Source organism: Flavobacterium sp. WC2416 (assembly GCF_041200095.1).
GTDB lineage: Bacteria > Bacteroidota > Bacteroidia > Flavobacteriales > Flavobacteriaceae > Flavobacterium.
Genome location: NZ_CP165626.1, coordinates 1848816 through 1870701, shown reverse-complemented (window position 1 = coordinate 1870701; position 21886 = coordinate 1848816). Strand labels below are relative to the sequence as shown.

Here is a 21886-nt window from a genome sequence, read left to right as displayed (position 1 = left end):
AACGAAATGACCACCGAAGAAAAAATATTTAATGCAGCCCGAATCGTATTCCAAAAAAAGGGATTTGCTGGTTCTCGTATGCAAGAAATTGCAGACGAAGCCGGTATTAATAAAGCCATGCTACATTATTGTTTTAAAAACAAGCAGCTGCTTTTTGAAGCTGTATTCATGAATGCATTTAGTCAATTGGCTCCACAAATCAATGCTATTTTTAATTCCGAGGAAACCGTTTTTGAAAAAATCACGCAGTTCACACACAGTTATATTTCATTTGTACTACTCAACCCTTTTTTGCCTCCATTTATTATTCAGGAAATGAATAACAACCCTGAATTTGTAAAAACATTTCTTAAAAATAAAAATACACCAAACCCTACGCTCCTGATATCCCAAATCAAAAAAGAAATAGCCGATGGAATCATTAAACCAGTTGATCCCCAACAACTAGTATTAGACATATTCGCTATGACGGTTTTCCCATTTGCAGCACAAATGATGGTAAAAGGAATATTACATATCACTGATCAGGAATTCAATGAAATGATGGAAAAAAGAAAAACCAGTATAGCAGAACAAATAATAAATTCTATAAAAAAATGAGAAAACTCTTGCTAGTCCTACTATTTGCAATACCTCTATTTTCTGTTGCACAACAAACGTTGTCACTAGAAGACTGTTACACTTTGGCCAATAAAAACTACCCATTAGCCAAACAAAATGAGTTGTTGCAACAAAAATCCAATTTAGATACTCAAGTGCTCAATACAGGAAAACTTCCAAAAATGGATTTGAATGCACAAGCTACTTATCAATCTGCAGTAACACAATTACCCATTAAATTACCAAACGTTACTGTAAATCCTCCCAACAAAGACCAATACAAAGCGACCCTAGACATCAATCAATTATTGTATAATGGAGGTTTGATCGATGCCAACACCAAAATTAAAGAAGCACAAACCAAAACCCAACAACAACAAGTTGAAGTAAATTTATACCAATTGAAAACTAGAATCAATCAATTGTATTTCTCTACCTTATTATTGCAAGAACGTGCTGCCTTATTGCTATCCAAAAACGAACAATTAGACTCGAAAATTAAGGAGATAAAAGTAGGAGTAAAGTTTGGTGCTATCCTTCCTGCATCCGAAAAAGTGTTAGAAGCAGAGAAACTAAAGATTAAACAGCAACTTGTTGAAATTCGCTTTGACAAAAGTAAAGCACTCGAAAGCCTATCGACACTCACTTATTCAACTATAGATGAAAAAGTGACTTTGCTAAAACCAAATTTAGTTAGCACTTTCGACACCCAAAATAATCGACCTGAATTAAAACTATTTGATTTACAAAACGAACAAATCAACCTTTCGAAAAATATACTTTTAAAAAACAATTTACCCAAAGTAAATGCTTTTGGACAAGCTGGTTATGGAAATCCAGGACTTAACATGCTTGACAATTCATTTCAACCTTTCTATGTTTTGGGAGTAAAAGCCAATTGGAATGTTTTTGATTGGAATAAAACCAAAACAGAGCAGCAAGCATTATCTATCTCCGAAGCCATTGTCACGACCGAAAAAGAAACTTTTGAACTCAACACCAATTTGCAATTGCAGGAAATGGTAAACGAAATCAAGAAAATAGAGGAAGTCATTACTACCGATGGGGAGATAATTGAGCTGAGGGAATATGTAGTCAAATCATCAGATGCTCAACTAAAAAACGGAGTCATCACAGCATCCGAATATGTAGTCGAACTAACCAATTTATTTGAAGCCAAAACAAATGAAAAACTCCATCAAATTCAATTGGCTTTAGCCAAGGCAAATTACCAAGTTATAAAAGGATTATAACTTGAAAATGACTTTTCACTTCAATGCAAATTATCAAGTTATAAAAGGGTTAAAATATAATTATAAATGATGAATTATAAATTTTGAATTATCCGCTTTGCACATTCAATTCATAATTACAATTCACAATCCAAAACTAAAATGAAAAAAATACTAACATTATTGATTTTCGGCTCTTTGTTCTCTTGCAATAACAGTGATGACAAAGCAGATGGATACGGAAACTTTGAAGCTACCGAAACGACCATTTCAGCAGAAACCAATGGAAAATTAACCTTTCTAAATGTAGAAGAAGGAGCTGTCCTAGAACCAAACATCCAGATAGGCCTTGTAGACACCATACAATTGTATTTGAACAAGCAACAACTAATTGCCTCTAGAAATACGATTGTTTCAAAATCTAAAAATGTTTTATCGCAAGAGCAAGTTTTGCTAGAGCAATTAAAAACGACATTGATTGAGAAAAAAAGAATTGAAAACATGTATGCCGAAAATGCGGCCACAAAACGACAAGTAGACGAGATTGACGGGAAAGTAAATGTCTTAAAAGAGCAGATAAAAAGTGTAGGAACACAAAATGCACCTATCACAAATGAAGCCAAATCAATCGATGTTCAAATTGAAAAAATCGACGACCAAATCCTTAAAAGTAAAATTATCAACCCAATAAAAGGAACGGTACTGGCCAAATATGCGGAACCAAATGAAATAACGTCATTTGGCAAACCTTTATACAAAATAGCCGATATATCCCAAATGACTTTGCGCGTTTATGTAAGTGAAACCCAATTACCAAAAATAAAAATTGGTCAAAAAGTGACCGTTAAAATTGATGCGGAATCAGCAATGAAAAATTACAGCGGAACCATTTCTTGGATATCAGCTTCGGCAGAATTTACCCCAAAAATCATCCAAACCAAAGAAGAACGCGTCAACTTAGTCTATGCTGTAAAAGTAACTGTAGTCAATGATGGTAGTCTTAAAATAGGAATGCCTGCCGAAATGTGGATCACACCATAAGTCCTAACAGTTTGTAGTAAAAATGTAAAAGCAATTTTCCAATTAAAACCTTTGTAACGTGAGTATTTCAGTTCAAAATATTTCAAAATCCTACCAAAAAACTGTTGCGGTGGACTCCATTACTTTTCAAGTGAAGACAGGGGAATTGTTTGGACTTATTGGACCTGATGGCGCCGGAAAAACAACCTTGTTTAGAATTCTCACTACACTCCTACTTGCCAATGAAGGCACTGCTACTGTAGCTGGTTTTGACGTTGTTAATGACTATAAATCCATAAGGAATGTGGTAGGATATATGCCTGGAAAATTCTCGTTGTACCAAGATTTGACTGTAGAAGAAAATCTTAACTTTTTTGCCACCATATTTGGTACTACAATTGAAGAAAACTACGATATCATCAAAGAGATTTACGTACAGATTGCCCCATTTAAAAACAGACGCGCTGGAAAACTTTCGGGCGGAATGAAACAAAAATTGGCTTTATGTTGCGCATTAATTCATAAACCCAAAGTATTATTTCTCGACGAACCTACCACTGGTGTAGACCCCGTTTCTAGAAAAGAGTTTTGGGAAATGTTGAAACGATTACAACAAAAAGGTATCACCATTCTTGTTTCTACACCCTACATGGACGAAGCGGCTTTGTGCGATAGAATTGCATTGATCCAAAAAGGAAGTATCTTAAAAATTGACAGTCCACAAAACATTATTGACAACTATGAAAAAACAATATATGCTGTTCAGGCAAAAAACACCTACCAACTTATCGAAGATCTAAAAAATTATTCAACTCAATACAGTGTTTTTGCCTTTGGGGAATACATTCATTACATTGATAAAAACGAATTTTTCGATACGCAGGAATTAGAAAAATATTTGCATAATAATCATCATCAAGACATTGTAATAAAAATTTCAAAAACTACAATCGAAGATGTATTTATGGATTTAACCAACCTAAATCAATAAGTTTTGAGCCAAGAAAAAATCATATCTGTAAAAAACCTCAGCAAAAAATTTGGTGCTTTCACCGCAGTGAACGCTATTACTTTTGAAGTGAATAAAGGAGAAATTTTTGGTTTTCTAGGAGCAAACGGTGCGGGTAAAACCACTGCCATGAAAATGCTTATAGGAATTTCAAAACCCAGCTCAGGAGAAGCAATCGTAGCCGGTTATGATGTCAAAACCAATTCAGAAATGGTGAAGAAAAGTATTGGTTATATGAGTCAAAAATTTTCAATGTATGATGATTTAACCATAAAGGAAAACATCACTTTTTTTGGTGGAATCTATGGATTGAACAAAACGCAAATCAAAGAAAAAACAAATCAATTGATTCAAGAATTACAACTTGAAGCCGTTGCTGATAAACTGGTTGGTTCGCTGCCATTGGGCTGGAAACAAAAACTGGCTTTTTCAGTCGCTTTATTGCACGAACCTAAAATTGTATTTCTAGACGAGCCTACAGGCGGTGTGGATCCCATTACTAGAAGGCAATTCTGGGAAATGATTTACGCAGAAGCACACAAAGGAACTACCCTCTTTGTAACTACACATTATATGGATGAAGCCGAATATTGCGACCGAGTTTCTATCATGGTGGAAGGTAGAATCGAAGCGCTGGATACCCCGAAAAATTTGAAAAAACAGTATAATGTGGATTCTATGAATGAAGTATTTTTAAAATTAGCGCGGAATATTGAATAAGAACAAAGAGTAAAGAGTAAAGAGAAGTAGAAAGTAAAACAAAAAAAATGAAACGATTTATCGGTTTTGTAACCAAAGAATTCTACCATATTTTTAGAGATAAACGCTCCATGTTTATCCTTTTTGGGATGCCTATTGCCCAAATTATGCTGTTTGGCTTTGCTATTACTAACGAAATCAATAATGTCAATATTGCTATTCTGGATCAATCAAAAGATACCGAAACTCAAAAAATAATCAATAAAATCAGTGCTTCTCCCTACTTTCATATCGAACAAGAAATTAGTAGTGAAACTCAGATTGAATCCATCTTTAAAAAAGGAAAAGTAAAAGCCGTTTTGGTTTTTCAAAACCATTTTATTAAAGATTTACAAACCAAAAAATTAGCAAAAGTACAAGTCATAACGGATGCCACTGATCCCAATATTGCCAATACAATTACCAATTATATCAATGCCATTTTGCAAAATTACCTGCAAGAAATCAATAAAATAAACCAACCTGCTTATCAAATACAAACCCAAACTCAACTGTACTACAATCCAGAACTCAAGAGCGTTTTCACCTTTGTTCCTGGGGTAATGACGGTGATATTAATGCTGGTTTCGGCAATGATGACCTCCATTTCAATCACTCGCGAAAAAGAATTAGGCACAATGGAGGTACTCCTTGTCTCGCCACTAAATCCTTTACAAGTCATACTTGGCAAAGTATTTCCTTATATTTTCCTGTCTATTGTAAACGCAATTGTAATATTGACCTTAGGTATTTTCGTATTTGGAATGCCACTCCAAGGCAGCTTATTTCTATTGGCACTAGAGAGTATTTTATTCATTATCACCGCACTTTCATTAGGAATATTAATTTCAACCATTTCTGCTTCACAACAAACTGCCATGATGCTTTCATTGATGGGATTAATGTTGCCTGTAATTATATTATCTGGATTTATATTTCCTATTTCCAGTATGCCTCTGCCCTTACAAATCATCAGTAACATTATACCTGCAAAGTGGTTTATCATTATTATAAAAGCAATAATGCTCAAAGGCGCTTCTATTGCTATCGTCTGGAAAGAAACACTGATTTTAATAGTAATGACCGTATTTTTCATTGCATTAAGCATTAAAAAATATAAAATAAGATTAGAATAAGTTTTAGGAGATATTTCCTGTTTTACGCTTCAATCTTTTCTCTCTTAAAAAAACGAGAGAAAAGGATTTCCACTTCAACCAGGGCTAAAAAATAAAAAATGAGAACAATATTATTCATCATACAAAAGGAGTTCCGACAAATCTTTAGAAATAAAGCCATGTTGCCTATTATATTTATTTTGCCATTTATTCAGTTGCTGATTTTATCCAATGCAGCTAGTTTTGAAGTAAAAAATATTAAATTTTCTTATGTAGACAGTGACCATTCTAGAGCTTCACGAGAATTGATAAGTAAATTTCAATCCTCAAATTATTTTATTGTTGTAGCTGATTATCCTTCAAAAAAGGAAGCCAATCTACAAATGCAAAAAGGTAAAGTCGATGTCATCTTAGAAATCCCAAATCATTTTGAACGCAATTTAATAACCGACAAAATATCGACACTTTCAGTTAGCATCAATGCCATAGATGGAGCTGCGGCCGGCGTAGAAAATGTCTATATCTCTCAAATTATAGCCAGTTACAATCAAAAAATACAAAGCCAATTGTATCAATACAATGAGGGATCCTACATACAGCCTCAAAATATTATTACAATTCCCTCTTTCTGGTTTAATAATACTTTAAACTACAAGACTCTTATGGTTCCGGGGATTTTAGTTTTATTAGTGACGATGCTTACACTTTTCCTATCCGCCATGAATATTGTTCGTGAAAAAGAAATAGGAACCTTGGAACAAATCAACGTGACGCCTATTAAAAAACACCAATTCATTATAGGAAAACTGTTTCCATTTTGGGTTTTAGGATTACTTATTTTAACGGTAGGCTTGACCATAGCAAGATTAGTATTTCACATTCCTATAATAGGGAATATTGGCTTAATCTACCTATTTACTTCGGTCTATTTATTAGTTATTCTTGGTATTGGTTTGTTTATTTCTAATTATACCGAAACCCAACAACAAGCCATGTTCATCGCTTGGTTTTTTACGGTTATTTTTATTTTGATGAGCGGATTATTCACTCCAATTGAAAGCATGCCCAACTGGGCACAGCAAATCACCCTATTCAACCCAATACGCTACTTTGTGGAGATTATTAGAATGGTAATGCTCAAAGGAGCTACTTTTAGCGAAATTTCCACTCCTTTTTTTATAATTGCTTTTTATGCTTTTGTTATTAACGGATTTGCAGTTTGGAGCTATAAAAAAACAAACTAGAAATCACAATTGACTTAATAGTAATTGCGAATTAATCCTATTTATTTAACCATTTTAAAAGCATGCTTTCTAAATCAGAAATAATGATCGGTTTTGGGAGATAATCATCCATTCCTGATTCAAAACATTTTTCTTTTTCTCCGGTCAAAATACCTGCAGTAACAGCAATTATTGGTGTTTTTGATGTATCCCCTTCCAATTTTCTAATTTCATAAGCGGCTTCATATCCATTCTTATTTGGCATTTGAATATCCATTAATATAACATCCGGTTTCTCCTTCACATACATTTCAACTCCCTCATTCCCATCCTTAGCTTCAAAAATAATACAATTTGTAATTAATCTTTTTACCAATGTTTTCGCCAAAAGCATATTGATTTTATTATCCTCAACAATTAGCACTCTCTTATTATTCAAAATTTCTGAAGGTATACTTTCCGTCTCAATTGAAGATTTTCCAAAATCTAATACGTTAACTATTGTAGGAGTGATTTTTTTTAATTTAACATCAAAGTAAAAATTACTTCCTTCCCCATATTCACTTTGCAAATGTAATTTACTGTCCATTAGAGCTAATAAATTATTGGAAATAGCTAGCCCCAAACCTGTTCCTCCAAATTTCCTACTCGTTGAATTGTCTTCTTGTACAAAGGAGTTAAATATTTTTTCATTGTTATTTAACTTTATACCAATTCCAGTATCTTTTACAGAAAAATTTAAACCTAAATAATCATCTTTAAATGTACCTGTCTCACTTATATCTAATCTAATTTCTCCAAAATCAGTAAACTTCAAAGCGTTACTCAATAAATTTACCAATATTTGTTTTAATCTTATTGAGTCGGCTAAAACATATTCAGGAACGTTATTATCCATTGTAAAAGTCAATTTAAGACCTTTTTGAACAGCTTGATATTTAAACAAATCAACAACTTGTTTAATTAATTCAAAAAGGTTTACTTCTTCAATACTTAATTCTAACTTTCCCGATTCAATTTTAGAAAAATCCAAAACATCATTTACTATGTGCATCAATGTTGTAGCTGATTCACTAACAGTACCCATATATTCTAATTGATTTTTTTCCAGATTTGTTTTCATTAACAAATGAGTAAAACCTATTATTCCATTTAATGGGGTTCTAATTTCATGACTCATGTTGGCAAGAAAATCCGTCTTTGCTCTATTAGCAGTTTCAGCTTGTTCTTTGGCTTTTACTAATTCTAGTTCCATCACCTTTTGTTCTGTGACATCGATAAAACTAATTACTACTTCAAATATTTCTCCATTAGCATCAATCTCTGGAAACCCATTAACTAAAAGCCAAATAACATCCTTGGTTTTAGGATTATTTATTCCAATTCTGAAATTCTTAAGTGATTTTTTATTGGAAATAATTTGGTTTATAGGGTATTCTTCAATTGCCATTATTGATTTATCTTCTCTAAAAAACACCCAAGCGGTATCCGCATCTGTTTTCCCGATCATTTTCCCATCATTTAACCCTAATAACTCTGCTGCTTTTTGATTGTTGACTATTATAGAGGTGTCAGGAGCATGAACTACAATTCCTGCATCAAGATTATTCATTAAACCACGGTACCTTTCCTCGCTTTTTAAATGTGCGTAATCCGATTGTTTTGCATTTGTAATATCTCTAGACAAACATATATAATGTATTTCATCATCTTCTCCCTCTTGCATAGGAGCTATTGACAGTTCAAACCAATGAATGCGGTTTTCTAACTGTAAAGAATATTGTCGACCAGTAGAAAAGCCTTTTTCTGCAGCTTCTAAAATTGCTTCTTGGCATATATTTGAAACATCAGAAGGTAATACATCTGAAAACCTTTTGTTCAAAAACAAGTCTGGAGGCAAAGCCAACAAATCATTGCGGCGAGAATGATAGTTATAAATTAGGCCATTAATATCTACTTCAAACAATAAATCAGGTATAGCTTCTAAAATTGCTTCCAATTTTTTATGCATTTTTTTAAACTCATCTTCTGATGCCTTACGCCTGCTTATATCTCTTACTATTGCCACAATACGTTTATCAACTAGCATTTTTGCCGAAATTTCAACAGGAATTAATGATCTATCTTTATGAATCATATGGCGCTCTAGAGATGTTTGGTCACCACTAAATAGTTCATTGTACATAATAGGCCTGCTCGCAAGCTCATCAATTGTATATAGATCCGTTAGATTTTTTGTGCAAAGCTCTTCTTTTGTATATCCAAGCATATCGCAAGCACTTTTATTTACTTCGAGTAAATTACCTGAAAGATCATTAATAAAAATAGCATCAGATGCTTGTTCTACTAGACTACTGTATTTTTCTTCACTATTAAAAAGCTGTTGTTTTATATTTTGTAATTCTGTGATTTCAGTCATACTTCCAATATAACGTACGGCCTTTCCTGATTCATCTCTGATTATAACAGCACGGTCAAAAAAGTAGCCATAATTTCCATCTTTTTTTAGAAAACGAAACTCATCTGACCAAGTATTCACATCACTTAAGTATACTTTTTCAAGTTTATCAATAACTCTTTCTCTATCATCGGGATGAAGTTTAGATCTCCAAATTTCTTTATTATCAGTATTACTTAATTGGTCATTATTACCAAAATTAAAGAGTTCAACAAATGCTTTATTATTCCAATTTTCCCCTGTCACTAGATCAACTTCGGATATCGCATCATTTGTTGCAACCGAAATTCTCTCAAATCGTTCATTGGCTATTTTTATTTCATTTTGAGCTTTTTTAATTTCACTTAGATTCAATCCCATTCCTAAAACGCATCTTTTTCCTTCGTACTCTACAGGAAGAGAGTTGATATAATAGGGAACTCTCTTATTGCTTTTAGTATAAAACTCAATTTCAATACCTGGTAATTTATTTTCTCCTACACAATTATCTTTGGCAAAAACATCTTCTATCCTTTTTTTAACTTTTTCTTTTTCTACTTCATCAAAAAAAGCTAAAGGCCCCATCTGATCAATTTCAATCGTACTATACTCAGTTACCTTTTCAAAATTAGCATTCCACTTCAAAAACTTTCCTGATTCATCGTATAGATAAAATATTCCCGGCAGATTATTTATTACTGTTTCAGAAAGTAGTTTTTCTTTTAAAATTAAACTCTCAATTTTTTTACGTTCTGTAATATCTGTGATAGTACCTATATACCCTATTATTTCATTTTTCTCATTTTTCTCAGGAATGGCTTGCCCTATAACCCAAGATACCGAACCGTCTGGCCTTACAAAACGGTACTCTGACAATGATTTTTCACCAATATAAGTTGCGTTTTCCCAACCATTTAAAATCCCTACTTTATCATCTTCATGTAGTGCTTTAAGCCAACCATTACCGATCGCTTCCTCAAATGACAAACCAGAAATTTCGCACCAACTTGGATTTACAAAAGTCGTATACCCTTCTACATCAGTACGAAATATCCCAACTGGAGATACTTCTGTAAGTGTATGGTAGCGTTGTTCACTTTCGAAAACTTTTTGTTCCGCTTTTTCTTTTAATTCTTCTTTCTCAAAGTTTTGTAAGGCAAATGCAACATCTCCAGTTGCTTCTTCTAACAAAGCAATTTCTTCGGCATCAAAAAAGTTCTTTTCAACCGCATAAAAAGTAAAAATGCCAATAACTTCACCGAATTTTTTTATAGGAACTGACATTATAGATCGAAAGTCACATTTTAATGCATCTTCTTTCCATGGTGCCATTTTTACATCATTTTCAATATCATTACATACACAATAATTCCCTGATCTAATGGCTGTCCCTGCTGGACCATTGCCTTCTGGCGTATTTTCGTCAGCAGTAATTGTTTTTATAATATCAAGGTATTCTTGGCTATTTCCTGCAATCATTGCATGCTTAACACTCTTATCTTGAGGATCAATCAATCCAATCCATGCCATTTTAAATTTACCTAAATCAACTGCTATAGTACAAGCTTCCCTAAATAGTGTTTCTTGATCGACAGTTCTAACAATCATTTGATTAATCTGACTTATAAATAAATAAAGTCTATTGGCTTTAAGTAATTTTTCATCTGCCTTAATTCGATCTGTAATATCAGTAACAATTCCATGACATATCACGGTCCCTTCTTCCTCAACAACAGGTAAAGAGTTTACTTCATGCCAAACGAGTCCTTTTACAGGGTGATAGTAGCGATATTGTCCTTTAAGAGGTACTAATTTCGTTTTCGTTTTTTTAATCTTTGCAAGTACGTTACCAATGTCATCAGGATGTATTAATTCAAAAATTTTATTTGCATTTTCTTCTATTTCTTCAAAACTAAATCCATAAATATCTTTTACGGCATCACTGGCGTATGGATAGCATAATGAACCATCCGAATTTTGGCGCATGGAATAAATTAAACCTGGTGAAGTAGCTGCAATTTTAGCAAACTTATCTCTTTCCTTTTGTAGCGCTTCATTAGACTTAATTCTATCAGTGACATTTCTAAAGTTAGCTACAATGCCTTTCACACTATCATCATGAAGCCTATTATTCAATACACCCTCCAGCCAAATATAATCTCCGTTTTTATGTTTCGCTTGAAACAAAATAAATACTGGTTCTTTTGGATGCTCTATTATTTTTTTAAAATTTTCATGAATATACTCTAAATAATCAGGATGAAAATAATCTGATTCAGGAAGCTCATCATACTCTTTGTCCGTATATCCAGTAATTTTCCTTGACGAAGGACTTCTAAAAATAACCTTTAATTTCTCATCAACAACTGTTATAATACCGTCAATATTTTCGACTAAAGCCCTAAAACGTTTTTCATTTTGTTCAATTAGGTCTTGAGCTATTTTACTTTGAGTGACATCTTTTAAATTGGCAACAATACCTTTTACATTGCTGTTATCAATCAGATTATTCAATATTCCTTTTAACCAGATATAGTGTCCATTCTTATGTTTTACCTGAAATAAAACTTGATTCTGTATACCCGGATTTTCCACAGTTTTTTGGATGACCTCCTGCATGTATTCTAAATAATCTGGATGGTAATAATCTAAATCAGAAATTTTCGTTAACTCTTCGTTGCTATATCCAGTTAATCGTTCCGATGAAGGACTGCGAAATATCGTTTTTAAATTTTCGTCAAGAACGGTAATAATTCCCTCATTATTTTCAACTAAAGCACGAAAATATTTTTCGTTACTTTCAATTTTTTCTTTAGCAATTTTTTCTTCCGTTATATCTCTAAAAAAAATGGACAATCCATCGAGAGATGGGTAAATATGATTTTCAAACCATAAATCATATGGTTCATAGTGTTCTTCTAAATAAATATATTTTTGTTCCTTTTTTGCTTTATAATACGCTGCATAAAATGGTTTATCAATTCCTTCAGGAAATTCCGTCCAAATATGTTTGCCTATCATCTCTTGTGGATTACAACCAAATATTTCACCCGCTTTTTTATTCATATACGTATAACACCAGTCATTATCTAGTGCTATAAAAGCATCCGTTATACGCTCAAAAGTATTGGTCAATAATTCATTTGCACGTTTAATTTCAGTAATATCTTTAACAAAACCCATAAATCGGTTTTCCGAAAGTTTTACTGAATCGACGCCACACCATTTAATTTCTCCGGATTTGTGGACTGTTTTAAATTCTCCTTTTGATACTCCTACTGTTTTTAGCCTATTAAAACACACTCCCAAATCATCCATAGATTCTTGGTATGTTAAATCCATCATTGATAATTTTAAGAGCTCTAGTTTTGAATAACCCGACATTAAAGTCACAGCATGATTTACCTCAATAAAATTGCCGTTTTCATCAACAATAAAAATTCCATCAGGTGCATTTTCAATATAATTTTTAAACTTATGGTTACTCTGTTCTTCTACTAATTTTAGTTTTAATTCAGCTTCTGTTTGTTTTCTTGTATCAAGTTCTTCTCTAATTTGCCTTTTTTCGTTAATATCTTGAGTATTCCCCCTTAAACCAATTACATCTCCTTTTTCATCGACAATTGGGTAAACAATAGCATAAACCCATTTTGTTTTATTCTTACTAATAATGGCAATTTGTTCAGCTTCAAATGGTTTTTTATCTATTTTAGATTTCTTTATTTTGTCTAAAAATATATCTACATCTGATTTAGAAAATCGTTTTACATATTCCTGAAATAAATCTTGATTATCTTTTTTCTCTAATTCATAAATCGAATACAATTCGTTTGACCAAATCATTTTATGATCAACATAATTATACTCCCAACTTCCTATTTTTGATATTTTTTGGGCATTTTCCAGTAGCTCTTCACTTTCTAATAAATCAGCCTCTGCTTTTTTAATTTTGGTAATATCTCGTCCTATTGCATAAATATTTTCTTTTGAAGAATCCACGCTGGTTGTCCATTGTATATAAACAATTTCCCCGTTTTTTTGGATAAATCTGTTTTCAAAATGTAATGATGAAATTCCTTGTCCTAATTGTTTTAATTCAGCATTTGATTTCGCTACATCATCAGGATGGACTAATTCTATGAAGGGGGTGTTCAACAATTCTTGCTTAGTATAACCCAATATTTTTATAAAAGCGGGGTTGATTTCTTTAAAAAAACCATCAAACCCAGCTAAACACACTAAGTCTAAAGATTCTTTGAAGTAGAACTCAAAATTTGCTACTAATCGTTCTTTTTTAATTAAACGACTAATTTCATACTCTTGATCTTTTGTTATTTTGAGTAACTCCTCATATGTAGGTCTTTTCTCTTTCATACTCATTATTAAAAATCATTATATATATGCTAAATATAATGAAAAAATGTTAAGATAAATTCTTGATAGTTTTTTAAAAACAAATAAAACCACAAACCTAATCTGAATGTGACATTTGTTACTGTGCATACCTAGCTCTGAATTTATCTTTGCCTTAATAATTAGAAATAAAAATTATGAAGAAAATAAATTTAATAGTACTATTAGGAACAATTTCCATCTCTACTATTAGTTATAGTCAAGAAACTTTGCCTATTTCTAAGAGTGAGCTTTCGCAAAAAGTCTCCGATAAAAACTTACAGATTAAAATCGCCGAACAAGATTTTAAATCGGCAAAAGCAGATTATAGACAATCTAATTCTCTTTTCTTACCCAATATTACGGCTTCACATACTGCCATTTCGACAACAAATCCATTAATGGCTTTTGGATCTAAATTAAATCAAGAAATCCTTACGGCTTCCGATTTTGATCCAAATTTATTAAATAATCCAAATCGCACACAAAATTTTGCTACTAAAATTGAGGTTTTACAGCCCTTAATTAATGTAGATGGAATGTATGGAAGACAAGCTGCAAAAGCTAAAATGAATGCTTACGGATTACAAACCGAGCGCACCAAAGAATATCTCGAGCTAGAGGTGAATAAATCGTATATGGAATTGCAATTAGCGTATAAAGCAGTGGCCGTTTTAGAAAAAGCGAATGCTACCGCAGATGCTAATTTGAAATTAATAGATAATTATTTCAAGCAAGGAATGCTGCAAAAAACAGATTTACTTTCAGTACAAGTACGCGTAAATGAAGTTAAAAATCAATTACAATATGCTAAAAGCAATGTGCATAATGCTTCCGATTATTTAGCTTTTTTATTGAATGAAGATATTGGTGATAAAGTTTACAAACCAACCGAAGAATTAGAAAACACGATTACTATTAAAAATATAGATACTACACTTTCTGAAAACAGAAAGGATATTCAAGCCATGGATCAATCGACTGAGGCCTATCAAAAAATGTTTCTTTCCAGTAAAATGAATTTCTTACCACGATTGAATGCTTTTGGTAGTTATGAATTGTATGACGACGTACTTTTTGGAACTAAGGCTAAGGGATATGTTGTAGGAGCTCAATTATCATGGAATGTATTTGATGGTTTTAAATCAATAGGAAAAATGGAAAAAGCGAAAGCTGACTTTCAAAAAGCGGAAATTGAAACCCAACAGTACAAAGCCAAAAGCCAATTGGAACTAAATAAAACTAACCGCCAGCTGAATGATGCCGAAAACAAGGTTACTCTTTCTAAGTTGGATTTAGAACAATCTCAAGAAGCATACAGAATAAGAAGCAATCGATTTTCTCAAGGATTAGAAAAAACGACTGACTTATTACAAACTGAAACTCAAATGTTCAAAAAAGAATTAGAATACTTACAATCTGTTTTTGAATATAATTTTACACAACAATATTTACAATTTTTAACGAAGTAACAATAGAGAAAAGAGCAAAGAATATAGAGAAAAGAATAAAGATTTAAGACAAAAAATTATCAAACGAAAAACCATGAAAAAAATAATAACACTAATTTCAATCTCCCTTTTTATTTTAACATCCTGCAACGGAGAGAAAAAAGAAGCAGTTGCTGAATCTCCTGCAATTGCTGTTAAAGTAAGCGGAGTATCAGAAAATGATAACAGTCCATTTGTAAGTGCAAGTGGGAAAATTGAGGCCGAAAATAGTGCCGATTTAAGTACCCGAATGATGGGTTATGTAACTAAAGTTCATGTAACTATAGGACAAAAAGTAAGCGCTGGACAATCATTAGTAAGCATCAACAATTCTGACTTACAAGCCAAAAAAGCACAAGTAGACGCTAGTATTCTTCAAGCAACTGCTGGTTACAATAGCGCTAAAAAAGATTATGATCGTTTTACAAACTTATTCAAACAACAAAGTGCTTCTCAAAAAGAACTAGACGATATGACTGCTCGTTACGAAATGGCCAAAGCGGGACTTGAAGGAGCTAAACAAATGCGAAATGAAGTAGTAGCACAATTTAATTATTCTAATATTACGGCACCATTTTCAGGAGTAGTAACAAATACTTTTGTAAAAGAAGGCGATATGGCTAACCCAGGAACGCCTTTAGTAAGTATCGAAGGAGCTTCTAAATTAGAGGTTACTGCCATGGTTTCTGAAACTGATATCACTTCTATTAAAAAAGGAATGCCAGTACAAGTTTTAGTTAAATCCTCTAATGAAAAATTAACGGGAAGAGTGAGCGAAGTGAGTTTATCTGCTAAAAATACGGGTGGTCAATATCTGGTAAAAATCAATTTAGATAAAACAGATAGTTCTGTCTTGTCAGGAATGTTTGTTAATGTTCAGTTTCCAGTTGAAAACAAAGCAAAGACTTCTGAAAGTACTGTTATTTTAGTTCCGGAAAGCGCTTTAGTACAGCAAGGACAACTAACTGGAATATATACTATTGGTAATGAAAATGTAGCGATTTTAAGATGGTTGCGTATAGGGAAAACTTTTGGCAACCAAGTAGAAGTTTTGTCTGGATTATCAGCAAACGAACAATATATCGTTTTTGCCGAAGGGAAATTGTATAACGGAGCGAAAGTTAGTATTCAGTAATTAGTATTGAGTTTTTGGGTTAAACCTGAAACTTTAAACTTTAAACAAAAAATAATATGCAAGAAGGAATTTCAGGTAAAATCGCCAATTTTTTCATCAATTCAAAACTAACCATTTTGATGATGGTGGGTTTGATGATCATTGGTGTATATAGTTCTTTTCTCATTCCAAGAGAAGAAGAACCACAAATTAATGTTCCTATGGCCGACGTAATGGTAGGTTATCCAGGAGCGAGCCCTACTGAAGTAGAAAGTCGTGTGGCTAAACCGCTAGAGAAAATCATCTCGAATATTAAAGGAGTGGAACACGTGCATACGATGGCTATGAATGGTCAGGCGATGCTTATTGTTCAGTTTTATGTAGGTCAGGATGTAGAGCGTTCGTATGTGAAGTTATACGACGAACTGGCAAAACACGAAGATATGTTCCCAAAAGGAGTGTACAAACCAATGGTAAAAACACGTTCTATTGATGATGTGCCCATGCTTGGAATCACGCTTTGGAGCGAAAAAATGGATGATTTTCAATTGCGTCAAATTGCTGAAGAGGTAACTTCGGAAATTGAAAAAGTAAAAGATGTTGCGATTACTAAAGAAATTGGTGGAAGAAGCCGAGTTTTAAAAGTGATTTTGGACAAAGATAAAATGGCAGAGAATGGCATTGATGCTTTGGGTATCATGCAAATGATTCAAGCCAATAACAGTAGTTCTCAATCGGGAAGTTTTGTAAATCAAGATCAAGAATATTTGATTACTACAGGTAAATTCTTAACCTCAGCCGATGATGTAGAAAATCTTGTTGTAGGTGTCAATAAAAATATGCCTGTTTACTTAAAACAAGTGGCTACGATTCAAGACGGACCATCGACTGCTAGAAATTATGTGTCTTTTGGTTATGGTAAAACAAACGAAAACTATAAAAGCGCCCAATCTGAATATCCAGCGGTTACGATATCTGTAGGTAAAGTAAAAGGGGCTGATGCCATGAAAATTTCGGAGAAAATAATTGAAAAAGTAAACCATTTAAAATCGAACTTGATTCCGAACGATGTTCATGTTGAGGTAACTCGTAATTATGGAGAAACAGCATCAGACAAAGTGGGTGAATTGTTAATGCACTTAGGAATCGCTATTTTGGCGGTTACCATTTTAGTGATGTTTGCTATGGGCTGGAGAGGTGGATTAGTAGTATTCTTCTCGGTTCCATTGACTTTTGCATTGACTTTATTCAGTTATTATATGCTGGATTATACGTTGAACCGTATTACACTTTTCGCCTTGGTATTCGTGGTGGGAATTGTCGTCGATGACAGTATTATTATCGCAGAGAATATGCACAGGCATTTCAAGATGAAGCGATTACCCTTTAAACAAGCCGCTATTTACGCGATAAATGAAGTAGGAAATCCAACGATTTTAGCAACATTTACGGTTATTGCTGCTATCTTACCAATGGCATTTGTATCAGGAATGATGGGGCCTTATATGAGTCCGATGCCTATAGGAGCTTCGATTGCCATGATTTTATCACTGTTTGTTGCCTTAACTGTTACGCCTTATTTAGGATATCATTTATTGCAAGAAAAAGACGAGCAAGGTCATAAAGAAGCCGAAGGTTTAGAAACTAATTTTATTTATAAAATATACAACAAGCTAGAGCGTCCTTTATTGGAAAGCAGCATGAAGCGTAGAGTGCTTGTAGGAGTAACTGTTTTATTACTGTTTGGTTCTGTTGCTATGTTTTTTACCAAATCAGTTTTAGTAAAAATGTTGCCTTTTGATAATAAAAATGAATTTCAAGTGGTGATTGATATGCCTGAAGGAGCGACTCTGGAAAGAACATCAGCAGTTACTAAAGAAATTGCACAGTATCTAACGACCATTCCAGAGGTTGTTGATTATCAAAACTACATTGGAACATCGGCACCAATCACTTTTAACGGATTAGTGCGTCATTATGATTTGCGTGGTGGAAGTAATATGGCTGATATTCAGGTGAATTTATTACACAAAGAAGATCGAAAATTACAAAGTCACGATATCGCAAAAATAGTACGTCCTGTAATTCAAAAAATTGCTGGGAAATATGGAGCGAATGTTAAGATTATCGAAGTTCCGCCAGGACCTCCAGTATTATCTACATTGGTTGCCGAAATCTATGGACCAGATTACAAAGACCAGATTAAAGTGGCGCAGCAAGTAAAAGACATTTTACATAAAACAGATGGAATTGTAGATATCGACTGGACTGTAGAAGACAATCAAGTTGAATACAAACTGGAAGTGGACAAAGAAAAAGCAATGCTGAACGGGATTGCACCACAACAAATAGTGGGGAACTTGACTTATTTATTGAAGGAATATCCTATTTCTAATTTGTATGCCGAAAATTCGAATGATAATGTAGGGATTGTTCTTTCGCTAGACGACAAAGACAAAACAAGCTTACAAGACATTCAAAACTTGAAAATAAAAGGAAGCCAAGGGAATATGATTCCTATAAGCGATTTAGTAAAAGTAAAAACTGATACTTTACAAAAAACCATTTATAGAAAAGATCAAAAACGTGTGGTTTATGTAACCGCTGATATGGCTGGAGCATTAGAAAGTCCGGTGTATGCAATTCTAGGAATGACAGAGAAATTGGATAAAATGAAAATTCCAAAAGGTTATAAAGTCAATGAATTGTACATGGAGCAACCTACAGATGAAAGTGATTTCACTGTAAAATGGGATGGAGAATGGCAGATAACTTTAGAAGTATTCCGTGATTTAGGTGTTGCCTTTATGGTAGCCATCGTAATCATCTATATGTTGATTGTGGGCTGGTTCCAGAACTTTAAAACACCAATCGTGATGATGCTTGCGATTCCGTTATCGTTAATAGGGATTGTATTTGGTCACTGGTTATTGGGCGCTTATTTTACAGCAACTTCTTTCATTGGTATGATTGCCTTGGCAGGAGTTATGGTGAGAAACTCAGTTTTACTGATTGACTTTATCGAAATACGATTGAATGACGGTGTGCAATTGAAACAAGCCATTATTGAGGCTGGAGCAGTGAGAACCTCTCCTATTCTATTGACAACTGGTGCAGTTGTAATTGGAGCATCTATTATCTTATTTGATCCGTTGTTTCAAGGATTGGCTATTTCATTAGTATTTGGAGCTATTGTTTCTACTATTCTTACTTTGATTGTGGTACCATTAATTTATTACATCACAGAGCGAAAAAAATGGGAAAAATAAAAATTGTTCAAAGTTTAAGGTTTAAAGTTACAGCACTAAAACCTTAAACTTCAAACTTCAAACCTTAAACAAAAAAACAATGAAACTACTTATCATAACAGCCATAATGGCATTTGACAAAGACATCAAAAAAATGCTTAAAAAAGCAGATGTAAAAACCTATACCTATAAAGAAGTAACAGGATTTAAAGATTTATCTGAAGAAGCAATTGAAAGTAATTGGTTTGGAAGCGAAATGAATGAAAACGAATCTATTTTGTATTATGCTTTTGTAAAGAAAGAAAATGTAGATCTGTTTTTTGAATTAGTAAATGAATTTAATTTGGAACAAAAGACTTTGTCCAATATTCATATTGCGGTATTAAACATCGAAAAATCAAATTAACAACTCTTAAATTAGAGGAGATGATTGCTTCATTCCTCGCAATGACATTATGAAAAATAAAGCATTTAGAATTATAGTAGGCTCTTTTATCCTAATCAGTTTAGCATTGTCGATCTATGTAAATCAAAACTGGTTGTGGTTTACCGCTTTTATAGGCGTTAATTTAATTCAATCTGGTTTTACCAAATGGTGTTTACTAGAGACTATTTTAACTAAAATTGGATTGAAAGACTAATTCTAGTTTTTATATAAAATTCAAAACCCGAGTTGTTAAAGCAACTCGGGGTTTTTTATGGATTGGAGTGAAGGAATCTATAAAACGTAAAAAGTTGTATATATTTGATGGTATAAGTTATTTGGCAAACATTTGAAAAAATCAGACGTGAATTAATTCAAATGCATAATTATAATCTATTAAACTTTTGCTTTTTTCATTCTCTAACCAAGCTTTTTCCTCATGGCTTTTCCCCATTATTTGAGTAGCATTGCAACCTCTGAATGTATTTACAATAACGTTTAAAGACTCTATTTCTTCGGAATTGAATAATTCTGAATTAAAATCTTTTTGACTGGATTTATAAAAGCATTTACCCCAATATCCATTTCCATAATCTTCCACTTTCATGAAAATATAGTCCTTATTTACAGCGTAATCAAATATACCTCCAAATCTTACTGGAACTGGACCATAATTATGCGCCATATAATTTGCGCCACTTATTGAATATGCTGTATTCTTATAATTATAAAAATCAGAATAAAATAATAATTTATTCATCATTGTTTCCGTAGGATTCAGCTTTTCAGCAAAAAACAAAATCATATTTGACATCTTTTCCATATCAGGTTTTCTATAACCTGTATAATTATCAGGTAACCTATTTTCAAATAAAATGCCTACATAATTTTTATCATCTTTGCTTTCTCGATAATTTTCAATGACAACTTCAATCCTTTTAAGGATTTTTATTTTTTCTTCATCATTCAAATCATTGTTTAAATCAACTAATAACTTAAAGTTCAAAATACTATTTGAAACCGTATTAATTAAATTAGCATTTGCTAAACTTGGAACTTCCCCCTTTTCATAATTCCTATAGCTATTCGTCCCAAAACCCAATATTTTGGACATCATACTTGCAGATAAACCATAAGTATTCCTCAATTTAATAATTTGGTCCGGAAATGGGATATTATGCTTATCCCTATATTGATTATACACTTGATTTAAATTAAATTCATCCATCTCTGTGGTTGTAAATGATTCTCCGCTATCTGCACAATAATAACTTTTGTGATTATATTCGAATTTTTCTTTTCTAAATTCCAAAATACTTTTTTCAATTTGTAAGGTCATTTCCTTACCTGTGATTGGACTTTTCATAATTAATTTGTTTTTTTAGTTTAATCCTTAAGAGGGAATTCCATTGGGAATTCAGCCTTATGAAAAGAAATACAAATTGCTTGGTCTGTGATTTTTGAAATAGTCAACTTAATATAAATTTGCTGACCTTTAATTGTTTTACCGAAAACCCACATTTCAGCTCCCCCTTGTTGAGTTTCCTCTAAAGGACCTTCACTATAATCATCAATTTCTAGATTGAAAATTATTTCTTCACGCATTTTGGCAGTAATACTTAAATCTGCAAGATTTTGAATACTATTTTTGGGGCGATTGGAGAAGATAATGCCCCATACTTTAATAATCTGCTTCAGTTTTTGCAAAAAAGATTTTGCAATTGCTTTATCCGCCATCTTAACGTGTTAAATTATATGCAAATATATAAACATTAAAATAAAAAACACTATAAAGTTGAACTATTAACAAAATATAAACAATTAAACAACTTTAAAGTTTATAT

The 21886-nt window shown here is 32.7% G+C and carries 15 protein-coding genes; 12 read left to right on the top strand and 3 right to left on the bottom strand.

Annotated elements, in window-relative coordinates; translation table 11 throughout:
- Positions 1-6: 6 nt before the first annotated feature.
- The 7 genes from AB3G39_RS07885 (at position 7) to AB3G39_RS07855 (ending at position 6958) form a co-directional block, all read left to right on the top strand.
- On the top strand, positions 7-600 hold the full coding sequence (locus AB3G39_RS07885) for a TetR/AcrR family transcriptional regulator (protein ID WP_367754050.1): 594 nt from the start codon (positions 7-9) through the stop codon (positions 598-600).
- Positions 597-1853 carry a TolC family protein gene (locus AB3G39_RS07880; protein WP_369764757.1) on the top strand — a complete coding sequence of 419 codons (1257 nt, stop codon included), beginning with the start codon at positions 597-599 and terminating at the stop codon, positions 1851-1853. The genes AB3G39_RS07885 and AB3G39_RS07880 overlap by 4 nt, the downstream gene beginning before the upstream one ends.
- 141 nt (positions 1854-1994) lie before the next feature.
- The gene (locus AB3G39_RS07875; RefSeq protein WP_367770895.1) at positions 1995-2873 is read left to right on the top strand and encodes an HlyD family secretion protein; all 879 of its coding nucleotides are present in this window, start codon (positions 1995-1997) and stop codon (positions 2871-2873) included.
- Positions 2874-2931: 58 nt separating this feature from the next.
- Positions 2932-3843, top strand: coding sequence for an ABC transporter ATP-binding protein (locus tag AB3G39_RS07870; RefSeq protein ID WP_369769802.1), 912 nt, complete (start codon positions 2932-2934; stop codon positions 3841-3843).
- Positions 3844-3846: 3 nt separating this feature from the next.
- On the top strand, positions 3847-4581 hold the full coding sequence (locus AB3G39_RS07865) for an ABC transporter ATP-binding protein (RefSeq protein WP_367770901.1): 735 nt from the start codon (positions 3847-3849) through the stop codon (positions 4579-4581).
- Between the two features lie 47 nt (positions 4582-4628).
- Complete coding sequence (locus AB3G39_RS07860) at positions 4629-5735, top strand: ABC transporter permease (RefSeq protein WP_367770904.1); 1107 nt, start codon at positions 4629-4631, stop codon at positions 5733-5735.
- A 98-nt stretch (positions 5736-5833) separates the two neighbouring features.
- Complete coding sequence (locus AB3G39_RS07855) at positions 5834-6958, top strand: ABC transporter permease (RefSeq protein ID WP_369752179.1); 1125 nt, start codon at positions 5834-5836, stop codon at positions 6956-6958.
- Between the two features lie 37 nt (positions 6959-6995).
- Here the strand turns inward: AB3G39_RS07855 and AB3G39_RS07850 are convergent, their stop codons facing one another.
- A complete protein-coding gene (locus AB3G39_RS07850; protein WP_369769801.1) occupies positions 6996-13748 on the bottom strand; it encodes a PAS domain S-box protein in 6753 nt (2250 codons plus the stop codon).
- 176 nt (positions 13749-13924) lie between these two features.
- On the opposite strand from AB3G39_RS07850, the gene AB3G39_RS07845 reads away from it, so the two are divergent.
- From AB3G39_RS07845 to AB3G39_RS07825, 5 genes are all read left to right on the top strand, one after another.
- Positions 13925-15238, top strand: a complete 1314-nt coding sequence (locus AB3G39_RS07845; protein ID WP_369769800.1) for a TolC family protein — start codon at positions 13925-13927, stop codon at positions 15236-15238.
- A 73-nt stretch (positions 15239-15311) separates the two neighbouring features.
- Positions 15312-16391, top strand: coding sequence for an efflux RND transporter periplasmic adaptor subunit (locus AB3G39_RS07840; protein ID WP_369769799.1), 1080 nt, complete (start codon positions 15312-15314; stop codon positions 16389-16391).
- Positions 16392-16447: 56 nt separating this feature from the next.
- Positions 16448-19639: an efflux RND transporter permease subunit gene (locus AB3G39_RS07835; RefSeq protein ID WP_369769798.1), complete on the top strand. Its 3192-nt coding sequence runs from the start codon at positions 16448-16450 to the stop codon at positions 19637-19639.
- A gap of 79 nt (positions 19640-19718) precedes the next feature.
- Positions 19719-20024, top strand: a complete 306-nt coding sequence (locus AB3G39_RS07830; protein ID WP_369769797.1) for a hypothetical protein — start codon at positions 19719-19721, stop codon at positions 20022-20024.
- Positions 20025-20073: 49 nt separating this feature from the next.
- The gene (locus AB3G39_RS07825; protein ID WP_369769796.1) at positions 20074-20259 is read left to right on the top strand and encodes a DUF2892 domain-containing protein; all 186 of its coding nucleotides are present in this window, start codon (positions 20074-20076) and stop codon (positions 20257-20259) included.
- A gap of 141 nt (positions 20260-20400) precedes the next feature.
- On the opposite strand, the gene AB3G39_RS07820 is transcribed toward AB3G39_RS07825, so the two are convergent.
- Positions 20401-21408 (bottom strand): type II toxin-antitoxin system antitoxin SocA domain-containing protein, encoded by a 1008-nt coding sequence (locus tag AB3G39_RS07820; RefSeq protein ID WP_369752185.1) that lies wholly within the window; start codon positions 21406-21408, stop codon positions 20401-20403.
- Between the two features lie 20 nt (positions 21409-21428).
- Positions 21429-21779 (bottom strand): hypothetical protein, encoded by a 351-nt coding sequence (locus AB3G39_RS07815; protein WP_369752186.1) that lies wholly within the window; start codon positions 21777-21779, stop codon positions 21429-21431.
- Positions 21780-21886 lie beyond the last annotated feature (107 nt).